Source organism: Streptosporangium sandarakinum, from assembly GCF_013409935.1.
In the GTDB taxonomy this organism is placed as follows: domain Bacteria; phylum Actinomycetota; class Actinomycetes; order Streptosporangiales; family Streptosporangiaceae; genus Streptosporangium; species Streptosporangium nondiastaticum.
The window spans coordinates 2,662,401-2,675,852 of the sequence record NZ_JACCCO010000001.1 but is presented as its reverse complement, the minus strand read 5'-3'; the positions used below and the strand labels follow the sequence as shown (position 1 = coordinate 2,675,852).

At 75.5% G+C, this 13,452-nt stretch carries 10 protein-coding genes; 7 read left to right on the top strand and 3 right to left on the bottom strand.

Going from position 1 to position 13,452, the window contains the following annotated elements:
• Window positions 1–37 precede the first annotated feature (37 nt).
• Window positions 38–3,382 carry a BTAD domain-containing putative transcriptional regulator gene (locus HDA43_RS11805; RefSeq protein WP_179819755.1) on the top strand — a complete coding sequence of 1,115 codons (3,345 nt, stop codon included), beginning with the start codon at window positions 38–40 and terminating at the stop codon, window positions 3,380–3,382.
• Between the two features lie 101 nt (window positions 3,383–3,483).
• Entirely contained in the window at window positions 3,484–4,650 is a 1,167-nt protein-coding gene (locus HDA43_RS11800; RefSeq protein ID WP_179819754.1) for an FAD-dependent monooxygenase, read from the top strand.
• A 93-nt stretch (window positions 4,651–4,743) separates the two neighbouring features.
• Here the strand turns inward: HDA43_RS11800 and HDA43_RS11795 are convergent, their stop codons facing one another.
• A complete protein-coding gene (locus HDA43_RS11795) occupies window positions 4,744–6,015 on the bottom strand; it encodes a carboxylate-amine ligase (RefSeq protein ID WP_179819753.1) in 1,272 nt (423 codons plus the stop codon).
• Between the two features lie 430 nt (window positions 6,016–6,445).
• Between HDA43_RS11795 and HDA43_RS11790 the strand changes: the two genes are divergently transcribed.
• Complete coding sequence (locus tag HDA43_RS11790) at window positions 6,446–6,841, top strand: STAS domain-containing protein (RefSeq protein WP_179819752.1); 396 nt, start codon at window positions 6,446–6,448, stop codon at window positions 6,839–6,841.
• A 15-nt stretch (window positions 6,842–6,856) separates the two neighbouring features.
• Here HDA43_RS11790 and HDA43_RS11785 read toward each other — a convergent pair whose 3' ends face one another.
• Together HDA43_RS11785 and HDA43_RS11780 are read right to left on the bottom strand one after the other, a co-directional pair.
• A complete protein-coding gene (locus HDA43_RS11785) occupies window positions 6,857–7,597 on the bottom strand; it encodes a hypothetical protein (RefSeq protein WP_179819751.1) in 741 nt (246 codons plus the stop codon).
• A gap of 198 nt (window positions 7,598–7,795) precedes the next feature.
• Window positions 7,796–8,470, bottom strand: a complete 675-nt coding sequence (locus HDA43_RS11780) for a hypothetical protein (protein WP_179819750.1) — start codon at window positions 8,468–8,470, stop codon at window positions 7,796–7,798.
• A 371-nt stretch (window positions 8,471–8,841) separates the two neighbouring features.
• Here HDA43_RS11780 and HDA43_RS11775 point away from each other — a divergent pair, with 371 nt between their 5' ends.
• The 4 genes from HDA43_RS11775 (at window position 8,842) to HDA43_RS11760 (ending at window position 13,361) form a co-directional block, all read left to right on the top strand.
• Complete coding sequence (locus HDA43_RS11775) at window positions 8,842–10,668, top strand: glycosyltransferase family 2 protein (protein ID WP_179819749.1); 1,827 nt, start codon at window positions 8,842–8,844, stop codon at window positions 10,666–10,668.
• 70 nt (window positions 10,669–10,738) lie between these two features.
• Window positions 10,739–11,791: an energy-coupling factor ABC transporter permease gene (locus tag HDA43_RS11770; RefSeq protein ID WP_179819748.1), complete on the top strand. Its 1,053-nt coding sequence runs from the start codon at window positions 10,739–10,741 to the stop codon at window positions 11,789–11,791.
• Window positions 11,791–12,555 carry a cobalt ECF transporter T component CbiQ gene (gene cbiQ, locus HDA43_RS11765; protein ID WP_179819747.1) on the top strand — a complete coding sequence of 255 codons (765 nt, stop codon included), beginning with the start codon at window positions 11,791–11,793 and terminating at the stop codon, window positions 12,553–12,555. The genes HDA43_RS11770 and cbiQ overlap by 1 nt, the downstream gene beginning before the upstream one ends.
• Entirely contained in the window at window positions 12,552–13,361 is an 810-nt protein-coding gene (locus tag HDA43_RS11760; RefSeq protein WP_218911687.1) for an energy-coupling factor ABC transporter ATP-binding protein, read from the top strand. The genes cbiQ and HDA43_RS11760 overlap by 4 nt, the downstream gene beginning before the upstream one ends.
• The last annotated feature ends 91 nt before the right edge of the window (window positions 13,362–13,452 follow it).

The window sequence follows — 13,452 nt, the reverse complement described above, 5'->3', positions numbered from 1 at the left end:
GGCGGGCGCATGCCGGGCATGGGGGACAATCGGCACCGTGCAGTTCGGCGTTCTCGGGCCCCTGGAGGTGCGGTCCGCCGCCGGTGAGGAGATCCCGGTGGGCGGCCCCCGGCCGCGTGCCCTGCTGGTGATGCTGCTGCTGAACGCGGGCCGGGTGGTCGGCGTGACGGAGCTGATCGACGGCCAGTACGGCGACGACCCCCCGGCCGGCGCCGCGAACGCGCTGCAGGCCCAGGTGTCCCGGCTGCGCCGGAACCTTCCCGCCGGTGTCGTGGAGTTCCACGGGGCCGGGTACCGGCTCGCGGTCGATCCCGGTGACGTCGACGTCCACCGGTTCGAGCGGCTCGCCCGCGAGGGGCGGCGGCTGCTGGCCGCGGGCCACCATGAGGCCGCGGCGGGCACGCTGCGCGAGGCGCTCGGCCTGTGGCGGGGACCCGCTCTGGCCGACCTGCCGCCCGGGTCGTTCCGGCGGGAGCGGGAGGCGCGCCTGGAGGAGCTGCGGCTCGCCGCCGCGGAGGACCTCGTCGAGGCCGAGCTCGCCCTCCCCGAGGGGACCTCGGTGGCCGAGCTGCGGCGGCTGGCGGACGCGCATCCCCTGCGGGAGCGGCTCAGGGGCCAGCTCATGCGCGCCCTGCACGCGGCCGGGCGGCAGGCCGAGGCACTGGAGGTCTTCGAGGAGACCCGGCGGACGCTCGCCGAGGAGCTCGGTGCCGACCCCTCACCGGAGCTGGCCGCCGTCCACTTGGCGGTGCTGCGCGCCGCCGAGCCCGCGCCGCCACGGCGGCGGCGGCTCGCGGCCCAGCTCACCAGCTTCGTGGGACGCGAGCGGGAACTGGGGCGGCTCGGCGCGTTGCGCGACTCCCGGCTCGTCACGATCACCGGACCGGGCGGCACCGGCAAGACCCGGCTGGCGATCGAGGCGGCCGGGCGGGACCGGCGCGAGGCGTGCTTCGTCGACCTGACCTCCGCCGCCGACGACGACCAGGTGCCCCGGGCGGTGCTCGGCGCGCTCGGGCTGCGCGAGACCGGGTTCCAGTCACTCCGCACGGCCGACCCCGCCGACCGCCTGGTGGCGGCGCTCGCCGGCCGGGAGTCGCTGCTCGTCCTCGACAACTGCGAGCACGTGATCGCGGGTACCGCCGCGCTGGCCCGCGGTCTGCTGGCCGAGTGCCCGGGGCTCCGTGTCCTGGCCACCAGCCGCGAGCCCCTCGGCATCACCGGCGAGACGCTGGTGCCGCTGGCGCCGCTGCCCACTCCGCCCCCGGATCTCCCGCCGCGGGACGCGGCCGCCTACCCCGCCGTCCGCCTGTTCGCCGACCGGGCCGCCGCCGTACGGCCCGGCTTCGAGGTGGGTCCGGACAACGCGGCGGCGGTCGTCCGGATCTGCGCGGCGCTGGACGGGCTGCCGCTGGCCATCGAGCTGGCGGCGGCACGGCTGCGGTCGTTCACCGCGGAGGAGATCGCCGGACGGCTGGCCGAGCACGGCCGGTTCCGGCTGCTGTCGCGCGGCGACCGTACGGCGGCGGCCCGGCACCGGACCCTGCGCGCGGTGGTGGAGTGGAGCTGGGACCTCCTCACCCCGGAAGAGCGGGCGCTGGCCCGGCGGCTCGCCGTGTTCACCGGCGGGGCGTCCCTGGAGGCGGTCGAGGAGGTCTGCGGCGTGGACGACGCCGCCGGGCTGCTGGCCGACCTGGTGGACAGGTCGCTGGTCGAGGCGGACGGCGACCGCTACCGGATGCTCAACACGATCCTGCTGTTCTGCGCCGAGAAGCTGGCCGAATCCGGGGAGGAGGAGCGCCTGCGCGCCGCCCACGCCCGCCACTTCCTCGGCCTCGCCGAACGCGCCGCCCCCCACCTGCTCAGGGCAGGGCAGCTGCGGTGGCTGGAGCGGCTGTCGGCCGAGCACGGCAACCTGATGGCCGCGCTGCGCTGGGCCGTACGCGGGGACCGGGGTACGGCGATGCGGCTGGTCGCCGCGCTGGCGATCTACTGGTGGCTGAGCGGGCGGCGCGCCCAGGCGGGGGAGGCCGCCGCAGAGCTCCTCGACGCGGCCGGCGGGCCGCCCGAGGGGCTGGAGGAGGAGTACGTCGTGTGCGTGGCTCACGCCGTGCCGCGGGCGCCGGCCGGGCACTGGGAACGGGCCGGGAAGATCATGCGGTCGCTGGACCGGCCGACGCGCCACCCGTTCACCGTGGCGCTGTGGGGCATGCTCGCCGGGCCGCCGTCGGGGCCGATCGGGCCCGAGGCGGAGCGGCTGCTCGGCTCCGACCCGTGGAACCGGGCGCTGGGACGGCTGAGCCGGGGGCTGCTGGCGGTGTTCGGCGGCGAGATCGCCCGGGGAGAGCGGGAGTTCGCGGAGGCGCTGACGGGGTTCCGCGACCTCGGTGAGCGCTGGGGGACGGCCCAGGCCCTCGACGGGCTGGCCCTCATCGCGGGGCTGCGCGGCGAGTGGGCGCGGGCCCGGGAGCCGTGGGGGGAGGCGCTGCGGCTCATGGAGGAGCTCGGCGCCCTGGAGGAGAGCGCCGACCTGCTGGCGCACCGGGCCGAGGCGCTGGTGCGTCAGGGCGATCCGGCCGCCGCCGTCGCCGACTACCGGCGGGCCGGGGAGCTCGCCCGCAAGGCGGGCTGGCCGGACGCTCCCGCCGAGGTCCACCTGGGCCTGGGCCGGATCGCGTGGTATCGGGGCGACCTCGCCGAGGCCCGCCGGCTGTTCGGCGCCGCGTTGCGCGCCGTGGAGGACGGGCCCCTGGCGGCGGGGACGCGGACGCGGGCGCTCACCGCGCTCGGGCGGCTGGCCGAGGCCGAGGGCGACCCCGCCGGGGCCCGGCTCCGGCACCGGCGGGCGCTGGCCGCGGCCCGCAGGACGCCGCTGACGTCGGACCTCGCCGCCGCCGCCGAGGGGTGGGCGGGCGCCGTACTGCTGGAACACGGGGGAGAGCCGGCGACGACCGCGGAGGGTCCCGCGACCGCGGAGTCCGCGTCGGGTACGGCGGGCACCGGGCGTCCCGGGCGGCCCGGGACGGCCATGGCGGGCACCGGGCGGCCCGCGTCGGGTACGGCGCGGGCCGGGGAGAGCGCGCGGGTGGCGGGGGAGCGGGCGGCCCTGCTGCTGGGGGCGGCGGTGGCGCTGCGCGGCACGGCCGTGGCCGGGGACCGCGACGTCGCGCGGACCGCCGCGGGCGCCCGGGACCTCGCCGGCGTGGAGGCGTTCGCGGCGGCGTTCGCCCGCGGGGCCGCCATGCGCCGCGACGAGGCGCGGGCGGTGCTCGACGCCGAAGCGCGCGGAGCCGAGGACGCGGAGGCGCGCGGAGCCGAGGACACCGAGGCGCGCGGAGCCGAGGACGTGGAGCGGCGGGACGCGGAGGCGGAGCCGGGGGAGTGACCGACGGCGGCTGACGGCGGCTGACAGCGGCCGGCGGCGGGGGAGCGCGGGTGTCAGCCGGTGGTCGGCGGGCTGTCAGCGCCCCTGGCGAAGGTCGGGGCATGAAGAACATCACGGTCCTCATCTCCGGCGCGAGCATCGCCGGCCCCGCGCTCGCCTACTGGCTGATCCGCTATGGCTGCGCCGTCACCGTCGTCGAGCGGGCGCCCTCACTGCGCCCCGGCGGCCAGGCCGTCGACTTCAAGGGCGAGGCCCAGCTCTCCGTGCTGAGGCGGATGGGCATCCTGGAGGAGGTGCGGCGCCATCAGACCGGCGGGACGGACCAGGACATCGTCGACGCCGAGGGCCGGCGGCTGGCGGTCCTGCCGGGCGAGTTCACCGGCGGCGACGTCGAGATCCTGCGCGGCGACCTGTCGGCCCTGCTGTACGAAAGGACGGCGGGCCGCTGCGAGTACGTCTTCGGCGACTCGATCACCTCGCTCACCGAGACGGCGGACGGCGTGCACGTCACCTTCGAACGCGGCGCGCCGCGCACCTTCGACCTGGTGGTCGGCGCGGACGGCATCCACTCCAACGTGCGGCGGCTGGCCTTCGGCCCCGAGTCCGACTACGTGCGCTTCCTCGGGTACCACTACGCGCTGGCCGACCTCGGCGCCGGCCTCGGCACCGGGATGTACAACGAGCCCGGCCGGATGGTCTCGCTCGGCGGCCCCAGCTCGCCCGTCTTCTTCGTCTTCGCCTCCCCGCCGATCGACTACGACCGCTACGACGTCGAGGCGCAGCGGCGGATCCTGGCCGACGCCTATCGGGGCGCGGGCTGGCGGGTGCCCGAGATCCTCACCCGTCTGCCGCACGCCCGCGAGCTCTATCTCGACTCGATCAGCCGGGTCCACATCGACCGGTACGCCAGTGGGCGGGTGGTGCTGCTCGGCGACGCCGCCTACGGCAACACCCTCGGCGGCTTCGGCACCGGCATGGCCGTCGTGGGCGCGTACGTGCTGGCCGGGGAGCTGGCGCTGGCCGGCGGCGACCACCGGGCGGGGTTCCGCGGGTACGAGGAGTTGCTCCGCGGTTACGCCAAGGTGACCCGGAAGGGCGACGCCGGCGCCTTCCTCGCCCCGTCGACCCGCGGGAGGATCAGGATGCGGAACTGGATGTTCCGGCGCCGGCTCATGTTCGCGCTCATGGTGAAGCTGACCGACCGGTTCGCCACGGACATCGAGCTGAAGGACTATCCCTCGCTCGTCGCGGCCTCCGCCGCGAGGTGACACCGGGACCGCGCCCCCGCGCCCGCCGAGCCCGCCGCCGGAACGATGGCCGCCGCCGGGAGTGGAGGACGCGGCCGGGAACGGTGGACGCCGTCATGGGCGGAGGGTGCCGGGGGAGGCGGAGGGATGGTCGGCGGCCAGACGCGGCCGCGGGGGACGGCCGGCGAGGAAGCCGGGGACGGCCAGGGTCTGCCGGACGACCAGTTCGGCCACGTCCGCCACCCGCCGGCGGCGGTGGTAGGCGGCGCGCTGGCGGGCCGCGCCGGAGCCGAGGCGCCGGATCCGCTCCAGCCCGGCCGTCACCAGGCCGAGGTCGCCGCTCTCCTCCAGGCCGGGGCGGGCGCGGTCCAGCAGCCGGCCCGCCGTCACCCAGGCCGGTACCCGGCGGCCGGAGGGGAGTTCCACCCCGTCGCCCTCGATGCCGTCGCGGGCCGCCCGCCAGTACGCGGCGAGCAGCAGCGTCTGGTCGACCGGGCGCGGCGGGACACCGCGCCGCACGTCGGCGAGGAGGACGGCGACCAGCCCGCGGATCAGCCCGGCCAGTACCGTCGCCTCCTCCACGGTGGCGCAGGTGTCGGCGGTGCGGAACTCCAGGGTCGGCAGGTGGTGGGAGGGCCTGATCAGCCAGTGGACCATTCCGTGGTCCAGGATCGTCCCGCCGGCGCGCAGGGTCTCGACGAGGGCGTCGTAGTGCGCGGCGGACTCGAAGACGGGCGGCGGCCCGACGCTCGGCCACCGGGACCACAGCATCGCCCGCCAGCTCGCGTACCCGGTGTCGGCGCCGTCGCAGACGGGGGAGTTACCGGACAGGGCGAGGAGGGTCGGCAGCCAGGGCCGCACGTGGTTCATCACCTGGACGGCCTCCTCCCGGTCGGGGACCCCGACATGCACGTGGCAGCCGCACACCACCTGGCCCCGCAGCAGCGCCCGGTAGTGCCCGTGGATGCGGTGGTAGCGGGAGGAGTCGGTCAGCGGCGGCATGCCGCCGTCCCCTGCCAGGCACGTGCCGCACGCGGCCGGCGCGGCCCCGGACACGGTGGCGGCCTCGGCCGCGGCGCCGCGCAGCCGCAGCAGGTCGTCCGCGAGGTCGCGCAGTCCGGTGTGGACGCCGCTGTTGATCTCGATCTGCATCCTGGTCAGCTCCGGCACGATCCGGCCGCGGGCCGGGCCGGTCACGTGGCCGAGCACCTCCGCCGCCAGGGGCAGCGCCAGGCCGGTCCGTGGATCGACCAGCAGGAGTTCTTCCTCCATGCCCAGGGTGAGCTCGGAGACGGCGACCTTCCGGGGGACGGTGGCCGTCGGCGTGCCCGGCTCCCGCGCGGCCTTGGACGGGGCTTCCTGAGGCGGGTCATGGCGATCGGGCACGGCGGATCGGCGCTCCTTCCTCGGATCGGGCCGGGAGGCGCCAGGCGAGACACGCGTGCCCGGACATCCATCCCTAAAACAGGATTTATGACCATTTTCAGGGTATTTCTCCCGGTTTTGGGAATGCCATTGGGTGACGACTGAAAGGCTTGCGTCTCGCGGAACCGGTGTGACAGGGCGGTGATCGGGTAGGGAGGCGTGGCTGTCTCCACTCCGGCGGGATCCGGCGTGGAGCGGGACCGGTCGCCGGCGACGGCTGGCCATCGCGTGCGGGTGAGGGGGTCCACGAGCGGATAACACCGTTTTTTTCGGCGTTCGTCCAGCGGTCCGGCCGGTCATGAGGGTGACATCCCCGTGTTCTGCCGCGTCCGGCGCCGGACGTGTCCATCACCTGTCGCGGTTCACGGAATACGGATATGAGGAAATGATCATGGTGTCCCAGCCGCAAAGCGCCACCGCGCTCACCATCTCGTCCCAGCCGCGTGACGGAGCGGTCGTCCTCCGCGCCCACGGGGAACTCGACATGGGCTCCGCGCCGGTGCTGCGTGAGCGACTGCGGCAGGCCACGGAGCGGCCCGCCGCCCCGGCGCTGGTCGTGGACCTGGTCGAGGTCTCCTTCTGCGACTCGGTGGGGATGAGCGAGCTGGTCCTGGCGCTGCACCGCAGCGAGGCCGAGGGCCTGCGGCTGGCGCTCAGCGGCGTCCACGGGAGCCTGGAGCGGCTGCTGTGGGCCACGGGGCTGCACAACGTCTTCGACATCCACCCCACCTGCGACGACGCCCTCCGCGCGGTCACCGCTCCCGGAAGGCTGAAGCGCCGCCCGTGACGCCGGGTCCCCGGGTCACGCCGGGGAGACGTCGATGTTCCCCGTGCCGCTGAGGACCCGCACCAGCCGCGGCGAGGCCGGGTCGTCGGTGATGGCGACCCGGGTGAGCCCCGTGGCGGTGCCGGTGACGACCCGGTAGGTCCCGGGCGGCAGCCGTACCACGCCGTCGCCGGTGCCGGTCCGCACGTCCACCGCGTCGGGCGGACCGGCGAACCCCAGCCGTACGGCGCCGGCGCCGGTCGCGGCGGCCACCTGCCGGCCCGTCAGGCCGTCGGCCACGACGTCACCCGCCCCCGAACTCGCCTCCACCGGGCCCGACAGGCCGTGCAGCCCGATCGGCCCGGCCCCGCTGTCGGCCCTGACCCGCAGGCCGCGCGGGATCTCCACCCGGTAGTCCACGACGCACGTCCGGCCGATCCCGTCGGACACCGGCGGGCACGTGTGGTCGAGCGTCAGCGTGCCGTCCAGCACGGGGTGCCGGGTGACCGGCCTGCGGTCCGTCCACCGGAGGCTCTCGGTGACGTGGGCGCCGGACCGGGACGTCTCCGTCACCTCGATGGTCCCGCCGGTCGCGACCCGCAGGCCGGTCAGCGGGCCGTTGACGTCGTAGGAGACGGTCTCGTGCCGCTCGGGGCCCGCGGGACCGCCGGGCGGCGCGGCGGGCCCGCCGAGGTCTCCCGGCACCCCCGCGTTCCCGGCCTCGCAGCCGGAGACCACAAGGCCGGTCGCGAGCAGCACCGCCGCGATGACTGTCATCACTCGCCTCACTTGCCTCCACTGCCTCCACGCGGGGCCTCTCCGCCCTGGCGGGAGGGGACGCGGAACGGGGCCGCCTGGCCGTACGGCCGCCGCCTCCGGGGAAGGCCCGGAGCACCCCGAAGGTACTCCGGGCCGCCCGGCCGGGGACGCGGTTCGGCGCCGAACCGCGGAACGTTTTACCCGGCCGGGGGGCCGTCAGAAGATCCGGCACACCTCCCCGGCCATGGCCGCCTGCCACGGGACGGTCGCCGACGACTCCTCGCCGCCCTCCATGGCGTCCGGGGCGAACCCGGCCAGCGGGACCTCGACGACCCGCTGGCCCGCGCCCTGCCGGACGCGGACCGGGATGGGCCAGTCCTTCCGCGGCACGGCGTCGCAGTCGGTCACCCGGTAGCGCAGCTCGTAGCTCACCCGCTCCCTGGGCTTGAGCGTCTGGGGGCTGTCGTCCGCGGACATCAGCCGCAGCCCCGGGCCGTTGCGGCCGATCCCGACGAGGGTCACGGGTCCCTTGTTGAGGTTCTGCACGTCCACCCTGATGACGAACTCCCGTGCCCCGCCGCTGACCTGGCTGGAGCTCGCCGTCGACCGCAGCCGGAATCGCAGGGGCGCGGTCTCGTCGGCGGGCGTCTCCGGCCCGGTGGCCGGGACCGTGACGGCCGGGGTGGAGACGGCCGCCGGGACGACGGCCGGCGCGGCGGCCGAGGCGGGGACGGGGAGGCAGAGGGCGGGCGACATCGCGCAGGCCGCCAGGACGAGGGCGCGGGCGGAGACGGCGGGGCGGTCCTCCGGGCGGCGGTCACCGCCCGGCGCCGGGCTCGGGCCCTGGACGTGCGTTCCGGTCATGCCGTGGATGTTCGGTGTCACGTTCATGCCGTGGAGATTGGCTGGTGGGGCGGCAAAACAAACTCACGCCGTGATCAGGGTAGTTCCATGTCGTCCCGTCGCCGGGGACCGTTCCGGCGGCAAGTCGTACGAAACGGGCGTTCCTCACCCCTCGGCGGCGTGGCGGCCCGAAGAGCGGCGGACCAACACCGCGGATCCGCCGCGCGCGGGGGGCTCCGCGGCACATACTGTATCGCCAAGAAAACGGAAAGTAACCGACGAGGGGCGCGGCGGTGACGGGGACGATCCTTCAGCGAGTCCGGACCGGCCATGGCGGGGAGGCGGCGGGTGCGGGCACCTCCGGAGGGGCCGGGCGCAGAGGGGCGGCCCGCGCGGGGGCTCCGTCCCGGGTGGACGTGTTGCGCGACATCGACGTCAGCGTCGTCGTGCCGGTCCACAACTGCCGCCCCTACCTCGACCGGTGCCTGACGTCCATCCTGGTCCAGCGGGTCTCCCGGGAGATCGTCGTGGTGGACGACGGCTCCACCGACGGCGGCGCCGACCTGCTCGACCTCTACGCCGCCTGTCATCCCGGCGTGGTGCGGGTCTTCCGGCAGGGGCCCTCCGGCGGCGCGGGCCGTCCCCGCAACGTCGGGCTCTCCCACGCCCGCGGCAGATACGTGTTCTTCTGCGACGCCGACGACCACCTCGGCCCCGAGGCGCTGGAGCGGATGCTCGCCATGGCCGACCGCAACGGTTCCGACATCGTCCTCGGGAAGATCGTCGGGCACGGCCGCCGGGCGCCGGTCTCGATGTTCCACGAGAACGCCGACCGGGTGCCGCTCGGTGACAGCGCGGTCTACAACAGCCTGAGCTGCTTCAAGCTGTTCCGCCGGGAGATGCTGGAGCGCCACGCGATCCGCTTCGACGAGAGCCTGCTGGTGGGCGAGGACGTGGTCTTCACCACCCACGCCTACTGCCACGCCGAGGTGATCTCGGTGGTCGCCGACTACGACTGCTACCACCTGGTCGACCGGCCCGACGGCAGCAGCATCATGCAGCGGCCGGGCAGCCGCGACCCGGTCGCCTGGCTGCGGATGATCAGGAGGCCGATCGAGGTGATGACCTCCCACGTGCGGCCCGGGGCGCTCCGCGACCACCTGCTGCGGCGGCACTTCCGGATGGACGCCTTCGGCAGCCTGGGCAGGCCGTTCCTGGAGGCGGGTCCCGACCAGCGGGAGGAGATCGCCGCCGAGGTGGCCGACCTGTGCGACCGCTGGCTGACCGACGGGGTGCGTGACCGGCTGCGGGCCATCGACCGCAGCCGGCTCGCCGCTCTCAGGGACATCGACCGCCTCGTCCGGCTGGCGCACGTCGAGTCGGCCGTGGTCCGCCGCGAGCTCACCGGCCTGTGCTGGGACGCCGGGGGACGGCTGGCCGTCTCCGGCCGGGTCGCGCTCAGCGCGCCGGTCGGGGGCGACGGCCCCGAGCCGGACGTGGGCGGCCTCGTGCTGGTCCTGCGGCGGCGTCACGAGGGCCCGGAGCGGCCCCGCGACGTCGTGGTCCCGGTCGACGGCGGGCCCGAGGGCTTCACCGGGGCGGTCGACGTCGCGGCGCTGTCCTCCGGCGTCTGGGACGTCCACGTGCGGATCGAGTGCGAGGGGGTCGCCCGGCTGGCCCGGCTCGGCGCCGACCGCGACGGGCGGATCGTCCCGCCGGTGCCCCGGGTGGCGGGCGGCGTCGTGGCGCTGCCGTACTTCACCCGGCCGCACGGCAACCTCAGCGTCGACGTCGGCGGCCACGTGGTCAGCGTCCCGGGCAACGTGCGCCTGACGCGGACCCGCTGGATGTTCGGCCACCGGCTGGCGATCGACGGGGAGGTCACCGTGGGCGCGGCCCGGCCGGCGGCGCGCGCCGTACGGCATCTGGTCTGGCGGGAGCGGTGCTCGGGGCGGGAGCGCCGCGAGCCGGTCGTCGCCGGGGAGGGCGGCGCGTTCGCGGTCAGGCAGGCGGCGAACCGGCTCGGGCCCGGCACCTGGGACGCCTACCTGGAGCTCGATCTCGGCGGTCCGCCCACGCTCTTCCGGATCGAGGCGCCGGCGGAGGCGATCGCGCCGCCGCGCACCTGGTGGCGCGGCCTGGTCCGGCGGAACGTCCGCCCCTACGCCACGGCGGGCAAGGGGCGGCTGAGCACGGCGGTGCGGACCCTCACCCCCGGAGCGTTCGTCCGGAGACTGCTCCGTTAATGCCACTTCATTGCAACTACAAGTCAATGGCCTAAAGTATGGGGGCGATGCCGCATTTGGGAGGTTCGCCGTGCACGTACCCGATGGATTCTTCACTCCGGCCGTCTCGTTGTCGGCCGGGGTCGTCGCCGCCGCGGGCGTGGCGGTGGCGCTGCGCGGCGCCCGCCGCGAGCTCGACGACCGGACGGCCCCGATGGCGGGCCTGGTCGCCGCCTTCGTCTTCGCGGTCCAGATGCTGAACTTCCCGGTGGCGGCGGGCACCAGCGGCCACCTCCTCGGCGGCGCGCTCGCCGCGATCCTCGTGGGACCGTACACGGCGGTGTTGTGCATAGCCGTGGTGCTCCTGGTGCAGGGCTTCTTCTTCGCCGACGGCGGCCTGACCGCGCTGGGCGTCAACATCACACTCATGGGCATCGTCTCGGTCCTCGTCGCCTGGGGTGTCTTCCGGCTCATCACCCGGAGCGCGCGGGGCCGCGGGGCCGTCGTCGCCGCCTCCTTCGCCGCCGCGCTGCTCTCGGTGCCCGCCACGGCGCTGACGTTCACCCTGCTGTTCTGGCTCGGCGGCACCGCGCCCGTCTCGGTCGGCACGGTCGCCGCGGCCATGGGCGGCGTGCACACGCTCATCGGCATCGGCGAGGGCCTGATCACCGCGGTCACCGTCAGCACCGTCCTGGCCGTCCGCCCCGACCTGGTGTACGGCGCGCGCGGCCTGGCCGCCCCGCTGGTCCTGCGCGGCCCCGGCGGCGAGGAGCGTGAGGCCGGGGCCGCCGGGGACGCCGGGGACGCCGGGGATACGGTGGCCGTCCCCGCGCAGGCGACTTCGCGCCGCCGTCTCGGCTGGTTCGCCCCGGCCGCCATCGCGCTGACCGCGGTGCTGGCCGGCGGGGTCAGCTTCTACGCCTCCGCCTCGCCCGACGGCCTGGAGCGGGTCGCCGAGGACAAGGGCTTCGCCGACCGCGCCACCGACCACGCGCTGGGCGACCAGCCGCTGGCCGACTACGGCGAGCAGGGCGGCCTCCCGGTCGGGGTGGCGGGCCTGATCGGCGCCGGGGTGACGCTGGCGGTCGGCGGCGGGCTGTTCGCCGCGGTGCGGCGCCGTACGCGGGAGGGGGTCGCGGCCTGATGGGCGCCGGGCACCACCACCGCCTCCATCTGTCGGGAGACTCACTCGTCCACCGGCTGCCGCCGCAGTGCAAGCTGGCGGCGGTGGTGTGCTTCGCGCTGGTGGTGGTCGCCACCCCGCGCGAGTGGTTCGGCCTGTTCGCCGGCTACGGCGCGCTGCTGGCCGCGGTGGCGGTGATCGCGCGGATCCCGCCGGGCTTCCTGCTGCGGCGGATGGCGGTCGAGGTGCCGTTCGTGGTGTTCGCCGTGGCGCTGCCGTTCGTCGGGTCCGGTGAGCGGACGCCGTTCCTGGGGCTGTCGCTCAGCGTGGCCGGCCTGTGGGCGGCGTGGAACATCCTGGTCAAGGCCACCCTGGGGGTGCTGGCGAGCGTCCTGCTCGCGGCCACCACCGAACCCCGGATGATCCTGCTGGGCGCGCAGCGGCTCAGGCTGCCGTCGCTGCTGGTGCAGATCGCCATGTTCATGCTCCGCTACCTGGACGTGATCCTCGCCGAGATGCGGCGCATGCGGGTGGCCAGGGAGTCCAGGGGCTTCGCCGCGCGGGACGTCCGGCACATCCCGGTGATCGCCAGGTCGGCGGGCGCGCTGTTCATCCGGTCCTACGAGCGGGGTGAGCGGGTGCACCTGGCGATGCTCAGCCGCGGCTACACCGGGTCGATGCCGGTGCTCGCCGACCCGTCCGCCTCGTCACGGCAGTGGCTGGCCGCCGGTATGTTGCCTGGCGTGGCGCTCGTGGCGCTGCTGGGAGTCTGGGGGTTGGCTTGAGCGCTGGGACGGGCGCCGGCACGGGTACGGTGCCGTCGCTGGAGGTGAGCCGGCTGGCGTACGCCTATCCGGACGGCACGCAGGCCCTGTTCGGCGTGGACCTCCGCCTGGAGCGGGGGGAGCGGGTGGCGCTGCTCGGCCCGAACGGCGCGGGCAAGACCACGCTGGTGATGCACCTCAACGGCATCCTGACCGCCGGCCACGGCACGGTGACCGTGGCCGGGCTGCCGGTGGGCAGGGACTCGCTCATGGAGATCCGCAGGCGGGTCGGGCTGGTCTTCCAGGACCCCGACGACCAGCTCTTCATGCCCACCGTCCGCGAGGACGTCGCGTTCGGCCCGGCCAATATGGGCGTCCGGGGCGCCGAGCTGGAGCGACGGGTCGTCACCGCGCTGGAGCGCGTGGGCATGCTGCAGACCGCCGACCGGCCGCCGCACCACCTGTCCTTCGGCCAGCGCCGCCGGGTCGCGGTGGCGACCGTGCTGGCCATGGAACCGGAGATCCTGGTGCTGGACGAGCCGTCGTCGAACCTCGACCCGGCCTCCCGCCGCGAGCTGGCCGAGATCCTGCGGGGCCTGGACGTGACCGTGCTGATGGTCACGCACGACCTGCCGTACGCGCTGGAGCTGTGCGAGCGCTCGCTCATCCTCTCCGGGGGCGTGATCGTCGCCGACGGGCCGACGCGGGAGATCCTCGCCGATCCGGAGCTGCTCGCCGCCCACCGCCTGGAGCTGCCGTACGGCTTCGCGATCCCGGGCGGCGCGGGCGCGGGACGGGCGGGCGCGGGAGGTGCTGGTGATATGTGACGGTTGTAGGGAAAACTCCTGATCCGGCGGGATGATCCGCGCGGTCGCGGGACCTCACGGGCGGTGATGCCGAAGTAAAGTGGGGCTGCCT